Raw genomic sequence first — 22,172 nt, 5'->3', positions numbered from 1 at the left:
CATGATGACACTGGCCAGTGGATTGCGCCATGGGAAACCATGTCGTCGCGCGTAAACGCGGACGCCATCTACAGACGAGTGAGCCCGCACCAAAGGGAGCCGCTCGCCTTTCATCCGCTCCACGCACGTTCCGTCCGGATATAGAGGGTCTTCGCGCGATCGCAGTTCTACTGGTCGTGTTGGACCACGCAGGCGTGCCGGGACTGCAAGGAGGCTACGTCGGTGTCGACGTCTTCTTCGTGGTCTCCGGCTTCCTCATCACCGGCCTCCTGCTCAAAAACGCTGAACGGGGCGGGCGGATCTCCATCTTGGGGTTCTATGCACGACGGGCCCGGCGAATCCTGCCTGCCGCGACTCTTGTCCTCGCCGTCACAGTTATTTCATCCTTCGCGCTGATCGGCGGTTCGCGTGCTGCTCGAACCGCCGAAGACGGGCTATGGGCAGCGCTTTTCGCCAGTAATTTTCGCGAAATCTCGCAAGGGACGGACTACTGGGCCAGTAACCTTCCTCAATCCCCGCTACAGCACTACTGGTCACTGGCCATAGAAGAGCAGTTCTACCTGTTCTGGCCAGCCGCAATGATTGCGGTCGCTGCGATCGGACGCAGAGTTCCGCTGCACATGCGACTGGCGTTTCTCCTCGCTGTCACGATTGCCGCCTCCCTCGCGTGGTCGGTGTACGCGACGACGGAGAACGCGAGTGCGGCGTACTTCTCACCCCTGACGAGGGCATGGGAACTTGCGGCTGGCGCAATTCTTGCCGTGCTTACACCGGCCATCATGCGGCTGCCGGTTCTTCTTGCTGCCGTTACGAGTGTGTCTGGACTCATCGCGATTGCGGCAGCATCCCTCACACTGGACGAGTTCACGAGGTACCCGGGGTCCGCTGCTATTCTTCCGGTTGTCGGAACGGTTCTTGTGATAATCGGCGGGACAATCGCACCGAAGCGAGGAGCCGAAGTGCTCCTGCAGTGGGGACCTCTGCAGTGGCTTGGCAAGCTCTCGTATTCGCTGTACCTGTGGCACTGGCCCGTGCTGATCCTCGCCGCGGCATCGCTCGGAACCGAACTGACGATGATCGCCGGGCTCGCCTTGGTCGGTGTGGCGCTGGCCTTGTCCGTCGTTACCTTCAAATATGTGGAATTTCCGGCACGGAACTCCAGTTGGCTCAAGGCCCGCCGGCCATCAATCAGTGTGGCTTTCGGCGCCGCACTGGTGGCGCTTTCACTGGGCCTCACGAGCATTCTGGTGTCGGTCCTCCCCAAGCCTTCCCCCACAGACAACTACGACGATTTTCCAGTTGCCCGCGGCAGTGACCTGCCGACGGCTGATGAAGTGGCAAAAGCCGTGGTTGACGGCGTAAACGCTGCAGGGTGGACGCCGGAGCCGCCTGTTGGGAGGTTCCTTTTCAACCGACATGCTTGCGTAAGGGGCCTGGATGCCCCAACAGGGAAAGTCCCATGCCGTTACGGTGACGCCAACGGCAACGGGACAATGGTGGTCTATGGCGACTCGCACGCTGAGATGTGGGCGGATCCGCTCGGCGTGACAGCCACTGAACTTGGGCGGCACTTCGAAGTCTTTTCGATGTTCTCGTGTCCGCCAGCCGACTTTTCGGTCTACAACGCGAGGCGCAAGGGTGATTATCCCGAGTGCAAGGCATTCCGTGCTGAGTCGCTGGCGAAGATTGAGGCACTAAACCCGAGCGTCGTCCTCATCTCGGGTCAGCGTCAGGGTACGTGGCTTGAGAAGGAAGGGCGCCCCGACAAAGAAAACACGCACGCCGCCTGGGAGCAGGGCCTCGCCTCGACCATAAAGTCGTTGAGCGCCATAAGTGATCGTGTGGTGGTGATCGGGGACATCGCGTACTCGGAAAAGGATCCCCAGGACTGCGTCACATCAAATTTCGACGACGTCCGTCGCTGCCACACTCCGCGAAGTTACGCCGTGGACACCGAACACAATGAGATGGAGAAGCGCGTCGCCGAGGCCGGTGGCGCAGCATACGTGGACGTTGTTCCCTGGTTGTGCGCGCAGTATCTCTGTCCCGCGGTTGTATCGGGATTTGCAACCCATGCGGATGCTCAGCACATCTCCACCAACTACGCCCTGTGGCTGCGTCGGTCCCTTGCTGAGGCGGCAGCCTTGCTTCCCTGAGGCGGGTGCCAGGAGCGTCACGGAGTTTGCCATCCTTGGCGTTGGCCGATGCATCGACAAGCCGTGGGTGGGTGAACGGCGAACTGCGGTTTGCACGGCGGCGGCCGCGCCGCCGGGTTGCGTGCGGAAAAAACAAGTACCCGGGTGGGAGTTGAATCTCAATATGAGTACTCGGTACTCGTGACCTGCTGCGGCGACCCTCCTAGGCTGAATAGACGGGGATGAGGCCGGGCGCTCCGTTGTTGCCCAAAGTCCCCCACGCACCACGACGGGAGGACACCATGGCAAACAGCCCTCGCAACTCCCTCTTTCCTTGGCTGGGCGGACACGGCACGACGCGGCATCTTGTCCCTGAGGAGGAAACGTCACCCACCGAAGCGGTCAAGAAGGGTGCGCGGACCGGCGGCGCCCTCCTGATGGTCGTTTCCCTGGCGGTCGCCATTAGCACGCTCAGCGTGGCTGCAACTTCCCCGCGGACCCAAGCTGCTGAGGGCCGAGGAGGAGGCGGAGGAGGAGAGCCAGTGACCCAGGTAACCCGCTCTGCGCAGCCCACTACGGATGCCCCTTCTCCGGAGCCGACTTCTGATCCAAGTTCTCTGCAGCCGAGTGCCGAGGCCGGGCCTCCGGGAGCCACTGCCGAAACTGCCTCCCCGGAGCCGACCAAGGACGGCGGCTCTGATCCGGCTCCGAAACCCATGTCTTTGTCCTTCGACCAATCCCTGCCGGTGGGCGACCTGCCGGGCTGGAAGCAGGTCTTTGTGGAGGACTTCACCGACGGGGACGTGCCCCTTGGCGGTTTTCCCGGCATCTACGGTTCGAGATGGCACGAGACCTACAAGGACGGCACGCCGGACACCCATGCCCAGGCGCAGGAAAAGGGCCAGAGAAACTCTGGCTACTACCCGTCAAAGGTCCTGAGTGTCCACAACGGTGTCCTGGACATGTTCCTGCACTCGGAAAACGGTGTCTCCATGGGTGCGGCACCCTCCCCGAGATTCGCAGGAGCCACCGTGCCGCCCTACAACAGCCAGCTTTACGGGCGCTACTCCGTGCGCTTCAAAGCCGACGCCCTCCCGGGTTACAAGGTAGCCTGGCTGCTCTGGCCCGTTAGCAAGCAGTGGCCGCAGGACGGCGAGATCGATTTCCCGGAAGGGGACCTCTCCACAGTCATCTACGCCGCCCTGCATGGCATCCGGGACGGCAGCCACCAATTCGATGTGTTTCGTCCCAACGTTCCCTTTACGGACTGGCATGTGGCAACCACCGAGTGGAGTCCGGGGCGCATCGAATTCTTCCTTGATGGCAAGTCCATCGGCGTTGCAACGTCAATGGTCCCGAACAAGCCGATGCGCTACATCCTGCAGACCGAGTCGTGCCTGACAGGCTGCCCGGCACCCCAGACCAGCGGCCATGTTTACGTTGACTGGGTAGCGATTTGGGCGAGGAACTAGCACTGGGACACTCCTGCACCAGCAACAGCGGTCATCCCGGGAACTCCAAGGGCCAGTGGGTACAATCGACGCCTGGACGAACGAACACTGCTTTGCCGGAGGTACGGAGAAACAATGTCGGAATGGCTCGAAGTCGGCGCGGACAACTATGTGCTGGTCACCGAAGGCTCGCTGCTGAACACCGGACTCATAGTCGGATCCGAGCGAGCCATGGTGATCGATACGGGCTGCGGCCCCCGCCAGGGGCGCGAGATCCTGGATGCGGTGCGGGAGAAGACGCAGCTGCCGCTCGTCGTCGTCAACACCCACGCCCATTACGACCACTTTTTCGGAAACGCCGTGTTCGCGGCAGAGGGCGTCACCGAATTCTGGGCGCACCAGAACTGCGCCCGGGAGATCGATGAACGCGGGGACCTCCAGCGCCGCTTCGTGGGGACCCTGGAACCGGAGATGTCAGCTGGCGAGGGCCAGGACGTGGAGCTCGTGGTGCCCAATGCCATCGTGAAGGACCAGCCGGTGCTGGTGGACCTGGGCGGGTTGACCGCCACCCTCTTCTACCTGGGCCGGGGCCATACCGACGGCGACCTGCTGGTGGGCACGCCCACTACCCTCTATGTCGGCGACCTCGTGGAGCAGGGCGCCCACCCGTCCTTCGAGGACTCCTACCCGGAGGAATGGGCGGACGCGCTCCGGCACATCTCAGCGCTGCGCCACCGCTACGAATTCCTCATCCCCGGCCACGGCAAGCCGTGCAGCGACCAGTTCGTGAAGACCATGGCGGACACCATGACGACGGCGGTACGCCAGGCCCAGCGTTCCATCCGCGAGGCCCCCTCCGATGCGACCAAGGCGATTCCCGTCCTGCCCTACGGGCCGGAGCAGTCGCGCTGGTTCATCAAGCGGCTGCAGGAGACCCGCCGGGAGCACTAAGCATTGTGCGGGCGGTGGGTGGTGGAGGAAGTCGTCGCCCACCTGACCGCGGCCGCGAGCATCGGCTCGCTCCGCTGGATGGGAAGCATTCTCGCGGCCCGGTTCGACGCCGATCTCCACAACCAGCGGCGCCTGGAAGAACAGCGCGGCGCGAGCCCCAGCGAAACGCTCAGCCGGTTCCGGGCCGTGATCAGGAGCACCAAGGCGCCGTCCAAGCACACAGCGGCTTGGCTGGGTGAAGTTATTGTGCACAGCCAGGACATACGTCGACCGCTCGGGCTGCAACGAACCCCGGCAGCCGATGCCGTCACCGCGGTGGCGCAGTTCTACGCCGCCCGTGATTTCGCGGTGAACAGCCGTTCCGCGGTGAAGGGTCTTCGCCTGGAAGCGACCGACGGTCCCTTCCAAGTCGGCTCCGGCCCGTTAGTCACAGGGACAACCCTGGCACTGACCATGGCGATGGCCGGCCGCGAAACGTACTGCGACGAGTTGGCCGGGGACGGTGTCTCGATGATGAAGTCCCGCTACGCGCGCTAGTACTAAGTCCTGCCGTGGCTGAACCTTCAGTTCGACGCGTTACGGGAATCGACGCCCACCTTGAGCCAGTATTCAAGTTCCGCACTGTCCTGGATCCGTTCGTACGGCACGGTGAGCCATCCGGGGCCCATCGGACGAGCCTTGCCCATGTAAGCCGGTTCTCCGCCTCGCTTGAGCAGGTCGCCGTACAGGGCGGGATCGGTGCGTACCAGCAGGTCCCCGTTACGGCCGGCCGCTACAGCCATGCGGTCATCCACCATGAAGGACAGGCCGCCGAACATGCGCACTTCACGCACGTTCTGGAATGAGCTCAGCAGGTCTCGAAGCCTCTGCGCGAGGGCGTCCCGCAGGCTCGGGGCGGCCGCTGTCATTGCCCGCCGCCCGCTCTGTTGTCCTGCCCGCCGTATTGCAGAGTAAGCGCGTAGCCGATCACGGATAACTCCCTCGGTAGCGGTGACACTCGCGTGAGCATTTCTAGATCCTACGGCCGCGGGATCCTGCGGCACCAGGCTTGCGGTCTCACTCCTGTCCCAGCCACGTCGGGAAGTAGGGGGTACGACGGCGCCCGCGCGCCGCCGTCGTACGCCCTACGTTGCCCGGTGCGAACCTTCAGCCTGGCGGCTCAGGGATTTCCCGCCCACCCAGCCTAGGATGTTCCCCATGAAGCTTGCCCGAGAGGCGTACTCCGTTGCCGTGGTGATAAACGCAGGGGCACGCCTGGCAGCGGCGGCGCCGGAGGCGGCAGTGGACAAACTGCGAAGGGCGGGCCTGACCGTCACATCCGTGCACCGCGTGCTGTCCGGCGCAGAGCTGGCCGGAACCCTGGACAGGGTGGTGGCCGACGGGCACGACCTGGTGGTTGTCGGCGGCGGTGACGGGACGGTGTCCTACGCCGCCGGCCGGCTCGCAGGGACCGGAATCGTGCTCGGCGTCCTTCCACTGGGAACCGCCAACGATCTTGCCCGCACGCTCGAGATACCGAACGATCTTGCCGGTGCCTGTGCTGCCCTCGCGGACGGAAAGGTGGTGGACATCGACCTGGGGCGGGCGAACGGCCAGCCCTTCCTGAACGTTGCTTCGGTTGGCCTCTCGGTCGGTGTCACCGAGACGCTCAGCCCCCGCCTGAAGCGGTATCTCGGGCCGGTGGCCTACGGCGTTGCCGCCGTGCGCGCCTATGCCCGGCACAGGCCGTTCCGGGCCCGCCTCGAGTTCCCCGAGGGGGACCATGAAGCGCTGGAGCTCGAGGACATGCTGCAGGTGGCAGTGGGCAACGGCCGGCACTACGGCGGCGGTAACACGGTCTCGCCGACGGCGGGGATTGATGACCACACCCTTGATATCTATGCCATCCCCGGGGCGCCGCTGCGGGAGCACGTGAGGATCGCACGGCTGCTGAAGGACGGCAGCTTTGTGGAACGCGACGGGGTTTATCACCTAACCAGCCGGCGTGTCCGGCTGGTTACCGAGCCGCCCATGCCGGTGAACCTCGACGGCGAGATCGTCACTGCCACGCCCACCGATTTCACCATCGAGCGCAACGTTGTGCACGTTGTGGTGCCGCAGGGCAGCAGCAGTGCGCGGTTCGACGGCGGGGGCTGATTGGTAACGTACGGCGGCGGCCGCGTGTGCCCGGGCGTACGTAAACCCTTCGTCAAGCGTTGACAGGAGACCCGCCGGGAGCGCTGGCTGCATCCACCTGCGGGCTCAGGACTGGCGGCGCAGCAAGCCTGAGCTTTGCGGCTCGTTCAACCAGGATGGCGATGTAGTCCCGGACCCGGCATTCAGCAAAAAGGCTGTGTTCGTAGGCAACCACGTCCTCGATGACGGAGCGGGGCTGATCAGGGAAGCGCCGGGCCAGCCGGTCCACCACAGCCCTGAGCGCCCGGATTTCAGTTTCCCTGAGAACCATTACCACTCCTTCACCGAAGGGGAGCCACCAACCACCTGTACGTTCCAGAACCGGCGCATGGCTAAATCCTACGAACGTGGACAAGGGAGGAAAGGCAAATGCTGGAAGTCTGCGGATACCCGCAGGCTTCCAGCTGGCTACGGCTTTGACAGGTTATTGAGGACAGCCGCGCCTATGGCCCCCTGTTGCGGCTTAGAGCGGTGGCGATCCCGGCGCACGGCCCGGACGAGGAGGACGGCCGCGCCTGCTACGATCACCGCCCCGATACCCTGCAGCCCCGGAGAGTCATCAGCGCCGCCGAGCACGAAGACGGTGACGCCCAGCACCACGGCGAGGAGTGAGGCCAGCCGCCTCACCGCTTCTCTTTCCCGTCGCCGGCACCATCGTCGGCTACCCACTCGAGCAGGTCGCCCGCCTGGCAATCCAGGACCCGGCACATGGCGTCCAGGGTGCTGAAGCGGATCGCCTTGGCCCGGCCGTTCTTCAGCACCGCCACGTTGGCCGGGGTGATCCCGACGCGCTCGGCGAACTCGCCCACGCTCATCTTGCGCTTGGCCAGTTCGACGTCGATGCGCACCACGATGGCCATCAGATCACCCCTTCCATGTCGGTCCGCAGTGCTGTCGCCTGCCGCAGCAGGTCCCGCATCACCACAATCAGCAGAACCAGCACCGCAAAGATCAGCGTGATGCCGATCAACATGGCAGGCGTCCCGGGGTCGCGCAGTTCGGGCGTGAAGTAGATGTACGCGATAAGGGAGCCGGCCAATGCCGCCAGCAGCAGCCATGCCGCGACGAACGTCCACATGATCACGTCCACCCACCGCAGGGAGGCCGGGGTGAAGATCCGGTCCCGCTGAACTAAGGTCAGCAACCGCCAGATGCACACGATGACAACCTGCAGGCACAGCGCCTCCAATTCGGCGAACAACAGCAGCGGCCACCGCCAGGGATCCATTCCCGGCCCCTCCTCTGTCGTGAAGAGGAATTCACCGGGGAACGACATGACCTGGGCCACCAACAGCCCAAGGAACACCATCACCAGCAGGACCCGAAGCGGGAGGACCAATCGACTCACAATACTCATAGCTCAAGAATCAATTGGTTTCTATCGAAAGTCAATATATTGACGCCGTGTTGACGCCGCCACGTGGTCCGGGGTTAGTAAAACGAGTAGGCGATACGCGGGCGCCGGCATGGGGGATTGCGTAGAGTCGGCGCATGACAGACGTAATCCGCAAGCACGGGCGCAGAAGAGGGCCAGGGCCAGCACAAGGGGGCGGCAAGCAGCTCGCCATCCTTGGCACTGTTGTCCTGTTGATTGTCCTGGCGGTGGCCGCCCTCGCCCTGACGCGCTAGGCCTCTGACGGGCGAGGCCCGCCTGGTCCCCTTCATGTGGGCGCCCGGGTCTCGTGCCGGCCAGCACGAATGCGCCGCCCCTTAGCCGATATGGGCCTGCGCGCAGGCCTCCGCGAGACCCCCTGGCCCAGTGCGTGAATCCGCCGGTGTTATCAGGCCGTCAGGGAATAAGCCTTATGCAGCCCGGGCATTGCCTGCCCGGGCCGGCGTCATACCGACGGTTTCGGCGCCGCATGCGAACTGTCCCAGGCCACGCCGATGCCAGAGCCGGCTACTGCGGCCTGCATTCTAAAGCGGAACGGTGCTGGGCCGCCCATTGGCGTCAGGCCGCCGGCTCAGGCGCTGCTGACATCCTCTGGTTGCTGTAGACGGACGATTCCCTGTGCTCAGCACACTGGACGTCGGCAACCAAGGAGCCGCCGACGTCGTCCTTTTGGTAGTGCGTTACGTGCTTGGTCTCCCTGCCGCACTTACTGCAAAAGGCCTGGTGCTGTTTTGTCCACATGAATGAATAATACGGGTTTGGCGGTTTACCGGAAGTGGATGGCCCGGGATGTGTGGCTGTCCACATCGGAACTGTGGCACTTGCGGTTCCATCAGGATTTTTCCGCGTCAAAACCCTTTACTACCCGGGCCCCGCTTACTAAAGTCAGTACTTGTCATAGTCCGGATGGACGCTAGGGGGCGTCCGGGAAGGGGGAGTGCATCACCGCTGACCGATACCAGAAGACAAGTGACCACTACGTTGAAAGCCCCTCCTAGGAGGGGCTTTCCCTTGTCCTTGCCAAGGTCCTGCAGATGTCAGCTGTTGCCGGTGTGCACGATGCTTTCGCGGTCTAGTTCGTTTGCAGGGGCGTCTGCCAGGCCGGCGGGCGTGAGGTCGAGGTCCTCGATGCTCATCGGGCGGGAAAGTCCGTCATTGGACGCTGTGGTGTTGCTGGTGATGGTCATGCTCTGTTTCCTTCGGTCTATCTTTTTCGGGTGGGAGCAAGGGTCAGTACTGCGATGTGGCCCGCTTAGACCACGGCCTGGTAGCTGGCCAGGATGTAATCCGCAGCCGCCGGGCCTTTCATGCGCAGTTCATCACCGGGGCCGACGAGGTGCGCCATCGCCTCCCAGAACACGTGCTCTGCCTGCGGCGTTTCCTGGGACACGTTGCACCAGCTGGTGTACAGGCCATAAAAGGCATCCCGGCTGAGGATCGAGCCGGACTCGGGGTCCCGGTAGGTGGCTTCCGTGAGGAACTGATCAAACTGTGATTGCGCCATTGCGGCTCTTCCCAGCAGGGTGCAGTGGTCCGCCGTTGGGCTACAGCAGCCAGACTTGATGGCCTGCACGGGACAACAAGCGAGCAGCCAGAATATCAGGGTCCCCGGCTCCAGGGCCAAACGAGAGACCTTGGACGAGCTAGGAAACCACAAGGTGCGGCCGCAGGGTTCCCCCAACATCCGCTCCGTACAGTCCAGTCATGACCACCACCACCACTCCACTGCACAAGGTGAATTGCCTCCAGGCCGGCGGGACGTCCCCCTTAATAAGCGCTGGAGGATCCACCCATCCCCTCATAGACCATGTTGTGCTGGAGAAGTTGCGCGAGGACCTTCATGAGTACGAGGTCTGGCGGGTATTTGTCCAAAACTTCATCACCGCCCTGCCTTCAAGGATCGAAAAGCTGCGGGTGGCGTTGACTACCGGGGATGCCGTTGAGGCCAGGGATGCGGTGCTCAGCCTCAAGACCGCTAGCCAAATGGTGGGTGCCGAACGCCTCGCTGCCCTCGCCTTCGACCTTGAGGCAGCCCAGCGGGAAGGTGTGCGGATCGCTGATCCAGCTGTCGCCCTGCCCCGGCTCGCGGTGGACTATCTGTACCGGATCAAGCAACGGGCCAGCCAGACTTCCCACGCTCTCCAGACACACCTCGATACAGCCAGGCAGCCGCGGGACACCGTCGGCCAGCCCTGAGCTTCCGCTCACCGTCCCCCGGCTGCCCCCGCGGGAGCGGGCCATTCTGATAGGGCTTGCTGCCAAGTTTCCGGATCAGTCCACGAACCGGGTGGCGGGTGCGCCGCGCGGCATGTTCTTGAGGATGCCCTCGGCCACGTCCCGTACCTGCATGCTTCGACGGGTGGACGCAGAGGCAAGCATGCTGAAGGCGTCCGGGTAGGAACAGCGGTTCCTGCCCATGATCACGCCGCACGCCACGTCGATGGAGGTGCGGCTTTCCAGGACGGCCTTCAGGTTGTCCCCGGCTGCCCGCACGCTCCGCACGTCAAGGGCCAGCTTCAGGCTCTTCCCCGCCACGCCGGCGAACCAGGTGGCATGCCCCACCACCTCCGGTGTGAACCAAACGCCTGGCGGGGCGAAGAAGGCCAGGACGCAGGATATGCCGGCCTCGAGCCGGACCGGAACGGCGAGGACTTCGCCATAGCCGGCGTCGAGGAACCGGCACCGGTAAGCCTGCCACCGCGGGAAAGTGCCGCCGTCGGCCTCCACCACCACGGGAATCCCTGAATCGACCACCTGGGCCAGCGGGCCGTCGTCGAAATCCTGTTCCGCTGCGGCGAGGGAAGCCGCCCGGCCGTTGTTGGCCGCGCGAATGGGAGCGCGCTGTGCAGAGGCGAGTGTGGCGGCGCAATCAATTTGGGCCCCCACCGACCCGGTGAGCGCAACAGCAGCAGTTTCGGCCAGCCTCCGCAGGGAGTCCACATCCGTGTGGGTGTCCGTCACCAGGTCAAGTAGGAACCCGGACGGCTCCGGCCAGGGCTCCACGGCGGGGGAGCCCGCCATCGCCTGCTTCCCGCCGTCGGCCTTCAACACCCTGCCGCTGGTGCCTGCCACATGAATCGTCACCGTGACCCCCCCCGTTCGCTCCGCGCCCGCGCAGCATTGTTCGCGGTCTGCACCTTGAATCTACGGGCGGGCCCGAAGGGAGGGCACCAGTAGCGGGTACTCTAATTTTCGCCGGCGCCGGCCGGGGACTACCTGTTTTGTTGCGTCTGCGTTTCCAGCCACTCAAGAAACGTCTGGCGTCCGACGGCGGCACCCGCCTTGGGAATCAGCTTGCCTTTGCGCATCGCTTGACCCATCGGGCCCGGAACATGCACCTGAACAATCCGTTTCCGCTTGCCCGTCTTCTTCAGGTAAGCGCGGACCAGGTCCACCAGCTGTTCGCCGCGGGGGCCACCGAGATCGGGCAGGCGTCCCTTCGGCCCTGCTTCTGCTGCGGCGACCAGGGCAGCCGCCACTTCCCGGGCGCCGACCGGCTGGGTGAACATCTTCGGTACCAGCACCAGCGGGCCGGCCGAGGCGGCCTTTACCACCATCGGGACAAACTCGTGGAACTGCGTGGACCGGAGGAGGGACCAGGGAATGCCGCCATGCCTGACTTCGTCCTCCTGCACCAGCTTCCCGGCGTAGAGACCCGAGGTGGCCTTGTCGATTCCAACGATGGAGAGTGCCACGTGATGCCGCACGCCCGCCTTCTTCTCCGCCGCCAGCAGGTTCTGGGTGGCGTTGGTGAAGAAGTCAACTGCCTTCTTGGTGGACGTGGTCTGGATGCCGGAAACGTCGATGACTGTCTCCGTGCCCTGGAGCGCCTGGTCCAGGCCGCGGCCGTTCACCAGGTCCACGCCCTCCGAGCGGCTCAGGCTGACGACGTCGTGCCCGCGCTCTTTCGCTATCTCCACCACGTGGCGCCCGACGGTACCGGTTCCCCCTGCAACGGCAATCCTCATGGAAGAAATCCTAATCCCGGAGTCCCTGCCTAAGAGGTCTTCGCTCAACTGTCAGTTTTTCGGAAGCGGGGGCGCCCTTGCCGATTAGGCCGGAGGGGTAGCCACAAGGGTAAAGTACTAAGTAACCTTACAAATGGGGTTTGCAGCTGCGGAATGCTTGGTTTGGCGACTCGGTTGGAGATGTACGGCGTGGATGACGAGGTGGAGCGGCGGCTGGAGCTCGCTGCGACGATCGGTTTGGATCCCCGGAAACTCTTGCCCGCCAATTCGGGCAAATCCCGGTGGTCGGAGTTCGAGCTGGACGCCTACCTTCACGGGTCCATGGCGTGGCCCAAACCGCAACGCCGCCTTGGCGCCGGCAACGGACACTCGCCGGGGCGGCAGTTGGCTCCCTCACCAGGCCTGATGGAAAGATCCAGGCAGTACGCGGCTGACCAGGGGACACCCCGTGAGCAGTCACTGTCAGCGCTGGGAGCTGCGGGCAAGTTTCTGCTCACGCCAGAACAAGCAGAGGGTGAACGCCTGAAATCCCTGCACGAGACGAACCTGCTTCACAGCGGCGCGGAAGAAGCGTTTGACCGCATTGTGACTGCCACCAGGAAGTACTTTGATGTGGGCGCTGCATCTTTGTCACTTATCGCCGAAGACGCCCAGTACTTCAAATCTGTCTTCGGGCCACTTCGCGAGGAAACTCCGAGGCAGATCGCACTCTGCGCGGCAACGGTGGAACAGAACTCGATGCTGATCATCAACGACACACTCACCGATGACCGTTTCGCGTCCAATCCGCTCGTGGTGGGGGAGCCCCACATCCGCTTCTATGCGGGCTATCCTTTGCACGGGCCCCGCGGCTGGAATATCGGAACCCTGTGTATCATCGACCAGCAGCCCCGCGCCTTCCCGCCATCGGACCAGCAGGTACTCCGGACACTCGCCGCAATCGCCCAGAGCCATATCGACGCGCGGACTTAGCGCCTGGCCGCCGTCTTACTGTCCCCCGTCTTAGTGGCAGGTGTTGGCTTTACCCGCGGACTTTCCTGACACTCAACCTGCGTCGCCGCGCCGGGGCTTGGCCAGTTACCGGGCGGAGGCGGCGCCAGGGCCTGTGCCGCTGGTTGGTGTCAGGATCGGCGGGAGGTGGAGCCGACGCGACCAGTGACGATCCACTCCTGCGGCGCCGCAACCTGAGGAGCAGGAATACCGCCAGGCCCAGCCAGGCGACAGCCACACCCAGGATGAGGATTACCGCCGGGATTGCGTCCATGGCTAAGTTTAGGCGCGAGTCTGCCAGCACTGGTTACTCGTTTCCGCGCCTGCTGACCACGTGGTTTCGGGCGGAACGGGTAGTCAGTACCTGTACTCAAACCCGTGCTTTCTGCGGATTCGTCCTCCGATAGACAGCCGGGCTGGCTATTTGGCGCAAAGGCGCCCATGCTGGGCAGGAGGAGAGCGAAAAATCGGTCGAGCCCACGGCTCGGATTCGCGAAACTCAGGTGCTCGAGAGTTCACCGTATTCTGTCAGGCCGTTATGCAGCCAGCGGCCTTGATGGACGTCAGAAGTTCATCCCCACAGGGTGTCCGGAGTTGTACTCGGGTTCCGCCCGCCTCCAGTTAGGGGGCGTTTAATTACTGCCTTGCCTTGCGTTGGTGCCGGCGGCAGTAGCGAGGGTTCCCCAATGCAAGATCCACGGCCGCAGGCGCAGTTGCTGGTTCGCAATGATCATTCGTCACTTTGCCTCTTATGGGTCTGGTACAGGGCAAATGGGGGTGAGGCGCGGCTGGAGGAGTTTGACGCCTACCTTCATGGGCTCCTCGTCCTGGACCCCTTTGACCTGAAGATCCTGGCCTGGGCCATGGAGGATTACGGGAGAGCGCGTGTTTCCCTTCCTTAGGGTGGTGCCGCCAGGTTTGCGCCGTGCAGGTTATTGTCGCCATGTTGGCATTGATCTAGGTTGAGATATGGCCATTTCCCCTGAACAAGAGTTGCTCGTCCAGCTCCAGGACCTCATTATCGGTACGGATTCGGTGTCCGATTTCCTTACCAGTCTTGCCGGGGTTGCCGCTGCAACGATCAGCCGCAGCGCCGGCACGGACGTTGAGTGCGGGGTCACCCTGAAACGCCACCGGGCTTCTGCGACGGTGGGCGGCAGCAGCGACAGGGCCGTCGAGTTGGACAGGATTGAGCAGTATGCCGGCCCTGGTCCCTGCATGACTGCACTCCGGACTCAGACTTCAGTCCTGCTGGGAGATACGCGAAGTGACTCCCGATGGCCGGAGTATCAAAAGCAGTTAATGGAGCACGGATGCTTCACCACGCTGGGGGTCCCAATGGAACTGAACCAGGAGGCATCTGCTGCCTTGAATTTTTTCGCCTCCCAAGCCGGCGTCTTCAGCGAGGCCGCGGTTCGGGACGCTGCGGGGTTCGCTGAAATCGCCGGCCATGCGGTACGGCTCGCCGTAAAGGTTGCAACTATTCAAGGGGTTGCCCAAGACATGGAAACGGCCATGAAAAGCCGGACGGCCATCGACCTGGCCTGCGGGATCGTTATGGCCCAGAACCGGTGCACCCAAAGCGAAGCCATGAAGATCCTGACCAAGGCCTCCAGCACCCGGAACCAAAAACTACGCGATCTCGCCGAGGAAATAGTGGTCAAGGCTTCCGGCGAAAAACCCCAAACCCACTTCGACCGGGCAACTTCAAAGCCCCACCCCGCCCAAACGACCACGAACTGAACCCCGCGCGGAAACTTCTGGTCCAGCAGTGCCGGTCAGCGGGGGATGCGGCGTCCCCTGAACCGGCTTAGTAGCAGCAGGACGACAGCCACGACCACCAGCACCGGGGCTACCCCCAGGAGGAAGCCCAGCGTTTCGACGGCCAAGCCCACAATGAGGAGGACTATGGCGACGGCGACAATAGCCACGACTAACGCTTTCATCAGTTCCACCCTTCGACCCGCGATGGGTCAGGCCCTGCAGAAGTTGGTGTCCCCAGCGTACGCCGTTTCCCTGGCGTCAGCTCTCGCCCTCGTCTGGCTTGAGGTCGTCTGACGTGAGGCAGATGGCCTGGCTGTAGCCGGCGCGGCGCCCATTGACGCCATGGCCGTTGAGTGATTCGTTCAGCGCGTGCGCCAGCATATCGCGCTCAATGGGAGGAAGACTCAGGGCCCCGTGGACGTAGGCATGGACTTCGGTCATGCCGGCTCCTCCGCCGATCGCGAAGTACTTCATCCAGATCTGGTCAAGGGTAAATGGTGCAGCCTCGAAAGCTAACCGGAATCCTTGGCGCTGTTCGTCCTCGTCCCCAGGGAGGGCCATCGTTCACCCCCGGTCATGAATCAAGTCCCGGCGTGGACTCGAGGATTTCCTCTGCCACTTCCAGCATGGTCCGGTCCTCGTTCAGTGCCTTGGTCATCAGGTGCAGCATCGCGGTATGGCTGCCCATGCCCAGGCTCGCCATAACGATCCCCTTGGCGGTGCTGATGGCATCGCGTTGCGTCAGGCTCGACTTGAGCTCATCGCTCAACATCTGGGCCCGCTCCCGCGCCTGCACATTAACCAGGAAAATCGAGGCCTGGGCTGCGAACAACTCCAGCAGCCGGATCAGCCGGTGCGAGGCCGCCTTGGGTTTGTCCCAGTAAATCTTGATTGCACCGAAGGCGACGTCCCCGGAAAGCAAGGGAACACTTACGCAGGAGCGCAAGCCCAGATCGCCTGCTGCTGTGCCCCATTCAGGCCAGCGCAAGTCCGTACGCACGTCTGCGATGTCCACCGGGGCGCCCGACGCCCACGCGCTAATGCAGGGACCCTGCCCAAGCTCGTACTGAAGCGCATCGGCCTCTGCCACAATCGGGCTGGTTGAAGCTGCGCTGCTGCGGTTGCCGCTGGTATCCAGCAGGGACACGCCTGCTCCGGCCGCGTCATTCACTGCCAGGACTGCGGCCTCGGTGATGAGCTTCAGGGCGCTGGAAACGGTCTCCTCGGTCAGGAGTACGTTGGAAAACCGCGCAAAGACCGCGGCCAGCTCGTCGGCCAGCGGCAATTCAGTGTCCATGACCGGCTCCATTTCCAGCATTCTGGCCCTTGGCGGACCAACTGCTTCTTGACTTCATCCCAGCACACATTGCCTTCGCGTTCCACTCATCCGGTTAGGTCGCGTAGAGGTGCCGCCAACGGCGGTGCGGGCTTGCGGCTGCTGCATGCGTGCGTTCGACGGCGTCCATCACCACAGCGGTCAGGCTCTGGCTTTTAACCATCGCTTCGCGTTGTTTGTGGGCGCCGTTACCGGAGGCCAGGATGTGGGCGAGTCCCAAAGTGACCTGCTCCTCGTCCCCGAAGCTGGCGAGGACAGGCCGGATATGCGCCAGGAGGTCCTGGACGGCCTCCGTCGCAGGGCACGGAGAATGCCGCAGGGGGTGAAGGAGTCTGCCTTCGACGCCGGCTTCACTGGCCATCCAGCCAGCAAGGCGCAGGTGCGCGGCCGGCAGGCGTGGCGCTGGCATTCCGGCCCGCCATTCCTGGGCCGCCCGCTCCACCAGTGCCCGCGCGACAGCCGCGAGGACCGCTGTGTGCTCGGCCTCCATGCAGACGTCGGCGATGCGCACCTCAACGGTTGGGTGGTTGCGGGACAGCCGTGCGTCAAAGTACACCATGCCCTCGTCCAGCAGCACACCGGTCGCAAGCAATTCCTGCACGTGACGGCGGTATTCCTGTAAGGATCCGAACTGTTCGCAAGGTCCCGCCGTCGGCCACCGGCTCCACGCCTGGTAGCGGAAGCTCGCGTAACCGCTGTTGGTCCCCTGCCAGAACGGGGAGTTCGCACTCAGCGCCAGCAGCACGGGCAACCAGACGCGGATTCGGTCCAGGACAGCAACGCCTTCCTCCCCTGAGGTGACGTGGACGTGAACATGCAGGCCGCAGGTCAGTTGTTCCCTGAAGGTCAGGTGGAACCGGGCCGCCATGTTCAGGTAGCGCCGCTCAGGTACCAGTGTTGGGGTGGCCGCCAAGGGACTGGTGGCCAAGGCCGCGGCCCGGGCGCCAACTGCCCGGGCGGCTGTATCGGCCATGGCCCGGCCCTGCCTGATGGCCTGCGCCATCTGCTGGTAGGTGGAACAAACGGGGCCAACAACCTCAAGCTGCTCCTGTTTAACCTCCAGAGCAAGGACTGGCCCCTGGCCGGTCCTTGGATTCTTAATGGCGTGCCGCAGGGCCTGTTCCGCTACCGGCACCGGTTGCCCCGTATCCGGATCTACGAGCAGGAATTCCTCCTCAACGCCGAAAGTTCGTTGAGGCCCGCCGACGGGTGGAATGCCGGGCTGATCTGTTGAAGATTTCACTGCAGTTCCAATGAGGATGGCATCCGAACCGTCGACCTGTGGTTCACATGACGGTGGAACAACCGGCCCTCCTGCTCGAGCCCTCACCAGCCGCTCCCAGTAAGCAGGCCGCTGATTCCTCAAGATTACGCGCGTGGACAGTTCCCCGGAAGAGAGCTGGGCGAAACCCACCGAGCGTTGGGAGTGAGCTGAACCGATGACTCATGCGCCGGCTCGTCGTTGGTGAAGAAGCCTCTCCAGGAGATAGGCAGTCTGATCTGCGGATTGCCTGATGCGCAGGAGGTAGGCTGCCGCGAGCCGGGGCAGGGCAACCTCGGGGTCGTCATCGCGGGCGGCCGAACGCAGTGAATGCTCCACATCAAGCGCAAGGCCCGCGAGGTTTTCTGCACCCACCATCTGGCTGGAGGTCTTGAGGCTGAGGACTGCGTTCCTTGCGCCGACAAGATCGGCGGTGGTGAGGGCCAGGCGGAGATTTTCCGTCCTGGCGGGCAGGTGGGCCACGAAATCCTGGACAAAAACACTCCAGACGCCTTCGTCGTCGTCCAGCTCGGCACGCAACCTGTCCAAAACCGAACTGTCCAGGAGTGGCAGGGTATGGCCCCCGTACTGCGTCATCGCTGTCCTTCCGGCAGGGAAATTACCTCGCAGTCAAGGACTGGCCCGGAATCGGGCAGGGCTGCGCCAGCAGCAAGGGCTATGAAGCCCAGGAATATCTGTTCATTCTCGGCTGGAAAATCAGCGGGAGGCCCGGACGTTATGGGGGCCAATGACTCTTTGCGGAACCACGCTGTACCGCCGCCTCCGTCATTGGCCCCGGTCTGATGGTGCGCTTTCCGCACTCCGGGTTTAGTCCCCATAAGCCTGCCCCTGACAGCCGAACCACTGAAGCGAGTGTCATCGCAGACACTTTTTCAGGACGTTACGGGGCAGGGGGAGGAAGCACACGAGTAGTGGCTACTCACTTTTTCAGAAGTAGGTACTTTAGGCGCTCAGCCGGTACAAACAACGTGCCGATCAGGGGGAGGGGCTCTGCTTGGCGGTGCCGGCTTCTCGACACCGCCAAGCCCTGAGACTCTGTTTCCCCCATAAAGGCCTTGGCATTACTGGTCCCAGTCCCAGCTGCAATTTTGTTGCGCTTCAAGCCTTACATCGAATACTTTGCCGTCCTTGGCTCAAGGACCCCGGCAGATAGGGTCAAGAGTTCCTCAAGGTTCCCGCAAATTCTGCAGGGGTCTGATGCCTCCCACGTCCCGGGGAGCACTATCCGGGCCGGGACATTGGCCGCGGTGCATCGGCGGCTGGGGCTATCCGTGAGCCCCTAGGGATTCCCTAGGAGCCGGCGGAAGACTGCAGCTATGGCATCGACTGCACTGCTCAAGGGCACGAAATTTCTTGTTCCGGCGGTTTTGCTCGCCCTGGTAGGGACCCTTGTTTTTGGTATCCTCACGGCCGCCCCGCGGACGCCTCCTGCCATGCTGGGCGCGTCAGCGAGCCTCCATGGAGGACTTGCACGCATTCATGGGGTTATCCCCCTCGAAGTGGACGGATGGATGCCCCCGGCACCTTCCGCGGCGCTCGCCAACCCACCAGGGGAAGAGCTCCACCGGGTCCGCATACTGGTGGAGCTGACGGCGATGGAGCGGGACGGCCTGTCCTTCGACCCGTCCAGGTATGCCGTCTCGTCCTTGGGCGCTGGGACCTGGAAGCCGGTCTGGTTTTCTCCAGCCCCTGCGACGGCGCGCCAAGGGGAAAGCATCAACGCCACCCTCGTGTTTGAGCTGCCGGACCGCGCGATAGACCTGACCCTGGAGCTGCCAGGAGGGCAAGGCCTGTCCCTTGGTGCAGGACACCACCGAGGCGGCAGATAGAAGTGCGTCAGATTCCCGGCAACAGATCCCTTTTCAGGGTTTCTCCAAGCATTGGGCAAACCGGTTCAGGAAATCCACAAGCTGAGTACGGAACAGTCGAGCCATCCAGCAAAGGAGACCGACCATGACAATTTCACGACGTCAGGTTCTGTTGATCGGGGGACTTGGAGTCCTCGGAGCAGGTGGCGCCCTGTTGCCCACGGGATCGGTGGAGGCCAAGTCGGCCAGCCGCCTGAGCGACCGGGAGATGCCGCGGCCGTTCCAGGCACCTTTTGTCCAGGCTCCTATCCTCGAGCCGTATTCCACGGGAATTGATCCGGCGGACGGGCTGCCCGTCAACTACTACCGGGTGACGGAAAAAGCCGCTAGCGCCAATATCCTGCCTCGCCTGACAACGCCCATTCTCGGTTACAACGGCTTGTTCCCCGGGCCGACCATCAGCCTCGACCAGGGTACAAAAGCCGTACTAAGGGTTCGCAACCAGCTCCCGGCGCAGCACGCTTTGGACGGTCATGCCCTGTCCACGTCCACCCACCTGCACGGGTCCGCGTCCCTGCCGCAGTATGACGGCTACGCGAGCGACATCACGCACCCGGGTTTCTATAAGGACTACCGCTTTCCCAACTTCCAGCCGGCCCGCACATTGTGGTACCACGACCACGGCGTCCACTTCACCGCCCTGAACGCCTATTCCGGCCTCGCGGCGCAGTACCACATGCACGATCCCATCGAGCGGCAGCTTCTTCCGCAGGGCCGCTACGACGTTGCACTGACCGTCAGCGACGCAATGTTTGCCGAGAACGGGTCCCTGGGCTACGACGACAACAGCCACTCCGGCCTGTGGGGCGACGTGATCCTGGTCAACGGAAAGCCCTGGCCCGTCATGAAGGTGCAGAAGCGCGTGTACCGGTTCCGGATCCTGAACGCGTCCATCTCCCGCTCCCTGCGGCCGGCGCTCAGCACCGGGGATCCCTTGGTGGTGGTTGGCACTGACGGTGGCCTAATGCCGACGGCCCAAAGCGTGGCCAACTACCGCCACGCCGGGGCGGAGCGGTATGAAGTCCTGATCGATTTCCGGAAGTACAGGACGGGGCAGCGGATCGAACTCCGGAACCTGTCCAACAAGAACAACGTGGACTATGACTTCACCAACAAGATCATGGCGTTTGATGTTACGGACGAGCCAGTGGACACCTCCGACCCCACCTGGAACCGGATCCCGACCACCCTGACCGGCAGCGAATCGATGTCGCTGACCACGGCCCAATCCGTGAAAACGCGAAGGTTCCGGGTCAAACGGAACGACACCACCAACCTCTGGACCATCAACGAGGACAGCTGGCAGGACGTCATTGCCAGCGGTTACAAGAAAGTGGTTGCCGATCCCGCGCTGAACTCGGTGGAAATCTGGGAATTCGAGAACCGGTCGGGCGGCTGGTTCCACCCGCTGCACATCCACCTGGTGGATTTCCAGATCATCAGCCGCAACGGAAGGGCGCCCTTCGCTTACGAGCGGGGCCCGAAGGACGTGGTCTACATCGGTGAAGACGAGACTGTCAGGCTCCTGATGAAGTTCACTCCCCACAAGGGTGTTTACATGATGCACTGCCACAACCTGCCGCACGAAGACCACGACATGATGGTCCAATTCCGGGTGGGCCTCCAAGAGACCGACGTGGACGACAACGATCCCATGACAGCGGCCAAGGCTGAATGGGACGACGACGATTGAGCACGGCACAAGTAAAGCGCCATGGCCGGCGGCGGCTCCCGAGCCGCCGCCGGCTGCCGTGGCCGAAGGTGCGGTTCATAAGAGGACGCCGGCAGCGGCTCCTTGCGGTGGCGCTGATTCCTCTCCTGGTCATTCTGGCGGTCCGCACGTGGCTCGTGGAACCCTTCACCGTGTCGTCGGACAGTATGGAGCCCACCATTCCCTCGGGCGCCGTCGTGCTTTTGTACAAGCCGGCTGCCGCCGCGGGCTGGATTCGCAATGGTGTAGTGGTCGCTTTCACCAGTCCCGCTGACGGCCACACTGTTATCAAGCGCGTCATTGCGGGGGAGGGGCAGACTGTTGCCATCCGCGACGCGGAACTGTACGTCGACGACGTGGCCGTACCAGAGCCGTTTATCGACCACAGCCGCATCGACGCAACATACTTCGGTCCCCAGAAGGTGCCCGCCGGAAGCGTGTTTGTGCTCGGCGATAACCGCGGTGTGTCCATCGACTCCAGGGACTTCGGGCCTGTGCCCTTGACGGCGATCCAGGGCACCCTGCTGACGGGCCAGAAATAGGTTCTTGTGTTGTTGCCGCCCTGGACTGATGACGGAGGTGGCACCGGGGCCAGCCCCCCGAATCCCAACTAGGTAGCGCTAAGTGTCGTTTTGAGGGCCCAAAACGACACTTAGCGCTAGTCCGAAAATGGGGTGACGTGGCTTTGTTGGTTGGGCGTGGTTGATCGTTCGGGCCACGTTTGGGCTTATGCGAGTATGTGTGGTTGTCAGGCTACCGGGGTGAGGGTCACGGTGTAGCCGAGGGCTTCGAGTTGGCGGATGTGGTTGTGCTTCCTGGCGTCCGGGTTGGTGCGGGCATGGACGTAGTCGTGGCCCAGATCCTGGAACCTGGTGTCGGGGTCTTGGAGGATGTGCCAGGTGGCGACCAGGATGGATCGTCCGACGGCGACAATTGCACGCTTTTTCCCGCGGCGTCTGGCGATCCGTCGGTAGCGTTCGCCCAGGAAGGTGTTGGTCCTGCCGGCGATAACGGCAGCCTCGCCCAGTGCACGGGCGAGGTAGCGGTTGCCGTGTCCGCTGGAACCGTTGCCCTTGGTTTTCCCGGCGGAGGAGCTGATCCCCGGGCAGAACTTGGCCCAGGAACACAGGTGCCCGGCGGTCGGAAAC

28 protein-coding genes are annotated in these 22,172 nt (G+C 63.3%); 14 read left to right on the top strand and 14 right to left on the bottom strand.

From position 1 onward, the window contains the following. Positions 1 to 29: 29 nt before the first annotated feature. The 4 genes from G6R19_RS17340 to G6R19_RS17325 all read left to right on the top strand — a co-directional run bounded on the left by G6R19_RS17340 (position 30) and on the right by G6R19_RS17325 (position 5,074). Positions 30 to 2,156, top strand: a complete 2,127-nt coding sequence (locus tag G6R19_RS17340; protein ID WP_163167266.1) for an acyltransferase family protein — start codon at positions 30 to 32, stop codon at positions 2,154 to 2,156. A 281-nt stretch (positions 2,157 to 2,437) separates the two neighbouring features. Continuing rightward, positions 2,438 to 3,607: a glycoside hydrolase family 16 protein gene (locus G6R19_RS20490; protein ID WP_240341940.1), complete on the top strand. Its 1,170-nt coding sequence runs from the start codon at positions 2,438 to 2,440 to the stop codon at positions 3,605 to 3,607. Between the two features lie 114 nt (positions 3,608 to 3,721). Beyond that, positions 3,722 to 4,537, top strand: coding sequence for an MBL fold metallo-hydrolase (locus G6R19_RS17330; RefSeq protein WP_163167264.1), 816 nt, complete (start codon positions 3,722 to 3,724; stop codon positions 4,535 to 4,537). 3 nt (positions 4,538 to 4,540) lie between these two features. After that, positions 4,541 to 5,074: a maleylpyruvate isomerase family mycothiol-dependent enzyme gene (locus tag G6R19_RS17325; RefSeq protein ID WP_163167262.1), complete on the top strand. Its 534-nt coding sequence runs from the start codon at positions 4,541 to 4,543 to the stop codon at positions 5,072 to 5,074. A gap of 26 nt (positions 5,075 to 5,100) precedes the next feature. On the opposite strand, the gene G6R19_RS17320 is transcribed toward G6R19_RS17325, so the two are convergent. Then, positions 5,101 to 5,445: a TfoX/Sxy family protein gene (locus G6R19_RS17320; RefSeq protein WP_163167260.1), complete on the bottom strand. Its 345-nt coding sequence runs from the start codon at positions 5,443 to 5,445 to the stop codon at positions 5,101 to 5,103. Between the two features lie 289 nt (positions 5,446 to 5,734). Between G6R19_RS17320 and G6R19_RS17315 the strand changes: the two genes are divergently transcribed. Beyond that, positions 5,735 to 6,673, top strand: coding sequence for a lipid kinase (locus tag G6R19_RS17315; RefSeq protein ID WP_163167258.1), 939 nt, complete (start codon positions 5,735 to 5,737; stop codon positions 6,671 to 6,673). A 52-nt stretch (positions 6,674 to 6,725) separates the two neighbouring features. On the opposite strand, the gene G6R19_RS17310 is transcribed toward G6R19_RS17315, so the two are convergent. Continuing rightward, positions 6,726 to 6,983, bottom strand: a complete 258-nt coding sequence (locus G6R19_RS17310; protein ID WP_163167256.1) for a hypothetical protein — start codon at positions 6,981 to 6,983, stop codon at positions 6,726 to 6,728. Between the two features lie 185 nt (positions 6,984 to 7,168). On the opposite strand from G6R19_RS17310, the gene G6R19_RS17305 reads away from it, so the two are divergent. After that, positions 7,169 to 7,324 (top strand): hypothetical protein, encoded by a 156-nt coding sequence (locus tag G6R19_RS17305; RefSeq protein ID WP_163167254.1) that lies wholly within the window; start codon positions 7,169 to 7,171, stop codon positions 7,322 to 7,324. An 11-nt stretch (positions 7,325 to 7,335) separates the two neighbouring features. Here the strand turns inward: G6R19_RS17305 and G6R19_RS17300 are convergent, their stop codons facing one another. Together G6R19_RS17300 and G6R19_RS17295 are read right to left on the bottom strand one after the other, a co-directional pair. Further along, positions 7,336 to 7,572, bottom strand: a complete 237-nt coding sequence (locus tag G6R19_RS17300) for a helix-turn-helix transcriptional regulator (RefSeq protein WP_163167252.1) — start codon at positions 7,570 to 7,572, stop codon at positions 7,336 to 7,338. Then, entirely contained in the window at positions 7,572 to 8,069 is a 498-nt protein-coding gene (locus G6R19_RS17295; RefSeq protein ID WP_163167250.1) for a DUF2975 domain-containing protein, read from the bottom strand. Before G6R19_RS17295 ends, G6R19_RS17300 begins: the two co-directional genes overlap by 1 nt. A gap of 134 nt (positions 8,070 to 8,203) precedes the next feature. Between G6R19_RS17295 and G6R19_RS17290 the strand changes: the two genes are divergently transcribed. Continuing rightward, positions 8,204 to 8,341, top strand: a complete 138-nt coding sequence (locus tag G6R19_RS17290) for a hypothetical protein (protein ID WP_163167248.1) — start codon at positions 8,204 to 8,206, stop codon at positions 8,339 to 8,341. An 801-nt stretch (positions 8,342 to 9,142) separates the two neighbouring features. Here the strand turns inward: G6R19_RS17290 and G6R19_RS17285 are convergent. Both G6R19_RS17285 and G6R19_RS17280 read right to left on the bottom strand, forming a co-directional pair. Further along, entirely contained in the window at positions 9,143 to 9,292 is a 150-nt protein-coding gene (locus tag G6R19_RS17285) for a hypothetical protein (protein ID WP_163167246.1), read from the bottom strand. A 65-nt stretch (positions 9,293 to 9,357) separates the two neighbouring features. Beyond that, on the bottom strand, positions 9,358 to 9,609 hold the full coding sequence (locus G6R19_RS17280) for a hypothetical protein (RefSeq protein ID WP_163167244.1): 252 nt from the start codon (positions 9,607 to 9,609) through the stop codon (positions 9,358 to 9,360). Between the two features lie 200 nt (positions 9,610 to 9,809). On the opposite strand from G6R19_RS17280, the gene G6R19_RS17275 reads away from it, so the two are divergent. After that, complete coding sequence (locus tag G6R19_RS17275) at positions 9,810 to 10,301, top strand: Hpt domain-containing protein (protein WP_163167242.1); 492 nt, start codon at positions 9,810 to 9,812, stop codon at positions 10,299 to 10,301. 75 nt (positions 10,302 to 10,376) lie between these two features. On the opposite strand, the gene G6R19_RS17270 is transcribed toward G6R19_RS17275, so the two are convergent. After that, positions 10,377 to 11,189 carry an ANTAR domain-containing protein gene (locus G6R19_RS17270; RefSeq protein ID WP_240341938.1) on the bottom strand — a complete coding sequence of 271 codons (813 nt, stop codon included), beginning with the start codon at positions 11,187 to 11,189 and terminating at the stop codon, positions 10,377 to 10,379. 128 nt (positions 11,190 to 11,317) lie between these two features. After that, a complete protein-coding gene (locus tag G6R19_RS17265; RefSeq protein ID WP_163167240.1) occupies positions 11,318 to 12,073 on the bottom strand; it encodes an NAD(P)H-binding protein in 756 nt (251 codons plus the stop codon). Between the two features lie 162 nt (positions 12,074 to 12,235). On the opposite strand from G6R19_RS17265, the gene G6R19_RS17260 reads away from it, so the two are divergent. The 3 genes from G6R19_RS17260 (at position 12,236) to G6R19_RS17250 (ending at position 14,806) form a co-directional block, all read left to right on the top strand. Further along, a complete protein-coding gene (locus G6R19_RS17260; RefSeq protein ID WP_163167238.1) occupies positions 12,236 to 13,045 on the top strand; it encodes a GAF domain-containing protein in 810 nt (269 codons plus the stop codon). Between the two features lie 704 nt (positions 13,046 to 13,749). Further along, complete coding sequence (locus tag G6R19_RS17255; protein ID WP_163167236.1) at positions 13,750 to 13,965, top strand: hypothetical protein; 216 nt, start codon at positions 13,750 to 13,752, stop codon at positions 13,963 to 13,965. 67 nt (positions 13,966 to 14,032) lie between these two features. Beyond that, positions 14,033 to 14,806 (top strand): GAF and ANTAR domain-containing protein, encoded by a 774-nt coding sequence (locus tag G6R19_RS17250; RefSeq protein WP_163167234.1) that lies wholly within the window; start codon positions 14,033 to 14,035, stop codon positions 14,804 to 14,806. Between the two features lie 35 nt (positions 14,807 to 14,841). Here the strand turns inward: G6R19_RS17250 and G6R19_RS17245 are convergent, their stop codons facing one another. The 5 genes from G6R19_RS17245 to G6R19_RS17225 all read right to left on the bottom strand — a co-directional run bounded on the left by G6R19_RS17245 (position 14,842) and on the right by G6R19_RS17225 (position 18,021). Next, positions 14,842 to 15,009: a hypothetical protein gene (locus G6R19_RS17245; protein ID WP_163167232.1), complete on the bottom strand. Its 168-nt coding sequence runs from the start codon at positions 15,007 to 15,009 to the stop codon at positions 14,842 to 14,844. Positions 15,010 to 15,085: 76 nt separating this feature from the next. Continuing rightward, entirely contained in the window at positions 15,086 to 15,388 is a 303-nt protein-coding gene (locus tag G6R19_RS17240; RefSeq protein ID WP_163167230.1) for a hypothetical protein, read from the bottom strand. Positions 15,389 to 15,401: 13 nt separating this feature from the next. Beyond that, a complete protein-coding gene (locus G6R19_RS17235; protein ID WP_163167228.1) occupies positions 15,402 to 16,124 on the bottom strand; it encodes a GAF and ANTAR domain-containing protein in 723 nt (240 codons plus the stop codon). A 94-nt stretch (positions 16,125 to 16,218) separates the two neighbouring features. Then, on the bottom strand, positions 16,219 to 17,406 hold the full coding sequence (locus G6R19_RS17230; RefSeq protein WP_240341937.1) for a glutamate--cysteine ligase: 1,188 nt from the start codon (positions 17,404 to 17,406) through the stop codon (positions 16,219 to 16,221). 201 nt (positions 17,407 to 17,607) lie between these two features. Beyond that, a complete protein-coding gene (locus G6R19_RS17225; RefSeq protein WP_163167226.1) occupies positions 17,608 to 18,021 on the bottom strand; it encodes an Hpt domain-containing protein in 414 nt (137 codons plus the stop codon). Positions 18,022 to 18,761: 740 nt separating this feature from the next. Between G6R19_RS17225 and G6R19_RS17220 the strand changes: the two genes are divergently transcribed. From G6R19_RS17220 to lepB, 3 genes are all read left to right on the top strand, one after another. After that, on the top strand, positions 18,762 to 19,274 hold the full coding sequence (locus tag G6R19_RS17220; RefSeq protein WP_163167224.1) for a hypothetical protein: 513 nt from the start codon (positions 18,762 to 18,764) through the stop codon (positions 19,272 to 19,274). Between the two features lie 124 nt (positions 19,275 to 19,398). Continuing rightward, a complete protein-coding gene (locus G6R19_RS17215) occupies positions 19,399 to 21,006 on the top strand; it encodes a multicopper oxidase domain-containing protein (RefSeq protein WP_163167222.1) in 1,608 nt (535 codons plus the stop codon). A gap of 107 nt (positions 21,007 to 21,113) precedes the next feature. Beyond that, positions 21,114 to 21,566 (top strand): signal peptidase I, encoded by a 453-nt coding sequence (lepB, locus tag G6R19_RS17210; RefSeq protein ID WP_240341936.1) that lies wholly within the window; start codon positions 21,114 to 21,116, stop codon positions 21,564 to 21,566. Positions 21,567 to 21,772: 206 nt separating this feature from the next. Here the strand turns inward: lepB and G6R19_RS17205 are convergent. Then, positions 21,773 to 22,172: transposase (locus G6R19_RS17205; protein ID WP_163167218.1), on the bottom strand; the 400-nt coding region annotated here is incomplete at its 5' end.

This window comes from Arthrobacter sp. Alg241-R88 (genome assembly GCF_900537115.1).
GTDB lineage: Bacteria > Actinomycetota > Actinomycetes > Actinomycetales > Micrococcaceae > Arthrobacter.
This window is presented reverse-complemented; position numbering and strand designations above follow the sequence as displayed.

Bases quoted from the DNA above. Each gene is read 5' to 3' on its own strand.
- G6R19_RS17340 (WP_163167266.1), top strand. From the start codon at position 30: ATGGGAAACCATGTCGTCGCGCGTAAACGCGGACGCCATCTACAGACG.
- G6R19_RS17235 (WP_163167228.1), bottom strand. From the start codon at position 16,124: ATGGACACTGAATTGCCGCTGGCCGACGAGCTGGCCGCGGTCTTTGCG.
- G6R19_RS17220 (WP_163167224.1), top strand. From the start codon at position 18,762: ATGGCATCGACTGCACTGCTCAAGGGCACGAAATTTCTTGTTCCGGCG.
- G6R19_RS17215 (WP_163167222.1), top strand. From the start codon at position 19,399: ATGACAATTTCACGACGTCAGGTTCTGTTGATCGGGGGACTTGGAGTC.
- G6R19_RS17320 (WP_163167260.1), bottom strand. From the start codon at position 5,445: ATGACAGCGGCCGCCCCGAGCCTGCGGGACGCCCTCGCGCAGAGGCTT.
- G6R19_RS20490 (WP_240341940.1), top strand. From the start codon at position 2,438: ATGGCAAACAGCCCTCGCAACTCCCTCTTTCCTTGGCTGGGCGGACAC.
- G6R19_RS17250 (WP_163167234.1), top strand. From the start codon at position 14,033: ATGGCCATTTCCCCTGAACAAGAGTTGCTCGTCCAGCTCCAGGACCTC.
- G6R19_RS17240 (WP_163167230.1), bottom strand. From the start codon at position 15,388: ATGGCCCTCCCTGGGGACGAGGACGAACAGCGCCAAGGATTCCGGTTA.
- G6R19_RS17275 (WP_163167242.1), top strand. From the start codon at position 9,810: ATGACCACCACCACCACTCCACTGCACAAGGTGAATTGCCTCCAGGCC.
- G6R19_RS17255 (WP_163167236.1), top strand. From the start codon at position 13,750: ATGCAAGATCCACGGCCGCAGGCGCAGTTGCTGGTTCGCAATGATCAT.
- G6R19_RS17315 (WP_163167258.1), top strand. From the start codon at position 5,735: ATGAAGCTTGCCCGAGAGGCGTACTCCGTTGCCGTGGTGATAAACGCA.
- G6R19_RS17245 (WP_163167232.1), bottom strand. From the start codon at position 15,009: ATGAAAGCGTTAGTCGTGGCTATTGTCGCCGTCGCCATAGTCCTCCTC.
- G6R19_RS17330 (WP_163167264.1), top strand. From the start codon at position 3,722: ATGTCGGAATGGCTCGAAGTCGGCGCGGACAACTATGTGCTGGTCACC.
- G6R19_RS17280 (WP_163167244.1), bottom strand. From the start codon at position 9,609: ATGGCGCAATCACAGTTTGATCAGTTCCTCACGGAAGCCACCTACCGG.
- G6R19_RS17285 (WP_163167246.1), bottom strand. From the start codon at position 9,292: ATGACCATCACCAGCAACACCACAGCGTCCAATGACGGACTTTCCCGC.
- G6R19_RS17310 (WP_163167256.1), bottom strand. From the start codon at position 6,983: ATGGTTCTCAGGGAAACTGAAATCCGGGCGCTCAGGGCTGTGGTGGAC.
- G6R19_RS17300 (WP_163167252.1), bottom strand. From the start codon at position 7,572: ATGGCCATCGTGGTGCGCATCGACGTCGAACTGGCCAAGCGCAAGATG.
- G6R19_RS17290 (WP_163167248.1), top strand. From the start codon at position 8,204: ATGACAGACGTAATCCGCAAGCACGGGCGCAGAAGAGGGCCAGGGCCA.
- G6R19_RS17225 (WP_163167226.1), bottom strand. From the start codon at position 18,021: ATGACGCAGTACGGGGGCCATACCCTGCCACTCCTGGACAGTTCGGTT.
- G6R19_RS17265 (WP_163167240.1), bottom strand. From the start codon at position 12,073: ATGAGGATTGCCGTTGCAGGGGGAACCGGTACCGTCGGGCGCCACGTG.
- G6R19_RS17295 (WP_163167250.1), bottom strand. From the start codon at position 8,069: ATGAGTATTGTGAGTCGATTGGTCCTCCCGCTTCGGGTCCTGCTGGTG.